Genomic DNA, 1246 nt, shown 5'->3' on the forward strand with positions numbered 1-1246 from the left:
GTTTTGGAATCACCATTTATGCCATTCTTAAAAACCCGAAAAAACAGTAAACAGTATTCAGTTTTTAGTGTTCAGTTAGCACAAACGAAATCTGAAATCTAAAATCAACAATTTAAAATGAATACACTCCAAGCTATTATTATTGCTATTGTCGAAGGCCTAACAGAATATCTTCCTATTTCTTCCACAGCACATATGATTTTTACTAGTTCCTATTTTGGAATTCAAGAAGACGATTTTGTAAAACTTTTTCAAGTTTCGATTCAATTTGGCGCCATTTTAGCGGTTGTGGTTTTGTATTGGAAGAAGTTTTTGGCTTTTCCAACGCTAAAAATTGGAATGAATTTTTACACCAAATTGGCTTTTGCTGTAATCCCAGCTTTAATTTTAGGAAAATTATTTGATGACAAAATTGAAGCCGTTTTGGGAGATCCAATTCCTATTGCCATTGTATTAATCGTAGGTGGTGTGGTTTTACTTTTTGTTGACCAATATTTCAAAGACAAAACTACAATTGTTAATGAAGAAGATATTACCGTAAAAAAAGCGGTTATCATTGGTTTTTGGCAATGTTTGGCAATGATGCCAGGAACAAGTCGGTCAGCGGCTTCCATCATTGGCGGAATGCAACAAGGATTATCACGCAACACAGCTGCAGAATTTTCGTTTTTTCTGGCAGTTCCAACGATGTTAGCGGTTACTTGTTATTCGGTGTTTCTGAAAACTTATGAAACTTCACAAATGAAAGGTTATGAACTAATTTTAAAATCAAATGACAACATAATGATGTTCTTGATGGGAAATATAGTCGCTTTTATTGTTGCCATAATAGCCATCAAGTTTTTCATTGGAATCATTAACAAATTTGGCTTTAAACCTTGGGGTTGGTACCGAATCATTGTGGGCACATTCTTGTTGATTTACTTTTCATATATAAAATAAATCACATTGAAAACTGCCGAAGATTATATAAACGGACAAATCATCTTGATTGATAAGCCTTTGCATTGGACTTCGTTTCAGGCGGTCAATAAAATGAAATATGCTTTAATCAACAAAGTTGGGCTTCCTAAAAAATTCAAAATAGGTCATGCAGGAACTTTAGACCCTTTAGCCAGTGGATTATTACTAGTTTGCACTGGAAAATTTACCAAAAGAATCACTGAATTTCAAGGTCAAGCCAAAGAATATACTGGAACTTTCTTCATTGGAGCCACTACACCATCTTATGATCTTGAAACCCAAA

The 1246-nt window shown here is 34.0% G+C and carries 1 protein-coding gene and 1 pseudogene; both read left to right on the forward strand.

All coding sequences use genetic code 11. The features are described from left to right. Positions 1–117: 117 nt before the first annotated feature. Positions 118–942, forward strand: coding sequence for an undecaprenyl-diphosphate phosphatase (locus tag EKL98_RS16370; RefSeq protein WP_126563184.1), 825 nt, complete (start codon positions 118–120; stop codon positions 940–942). 6 nt (positions 943–948) lie between these two features. After that, a pseudogene (locus EKL98_RS16375) lies at positions 949–1246 on the forward strand (tRNA pseudouridine(55) synthase TruB); the annotation flags it as partial.

The organism is Flavobacterium bomense (assembly GCF_003970355.1).

What these genes read in the sequence shown, in the direction of transcription:
- EKL98_RS16370 (WP_126563184.1), top strand. Translation starts at nt 118, where the DNA reads ATGAATACACTCCAAGCTATTATTATTGCTATTGTCGAAGGCCTAACA.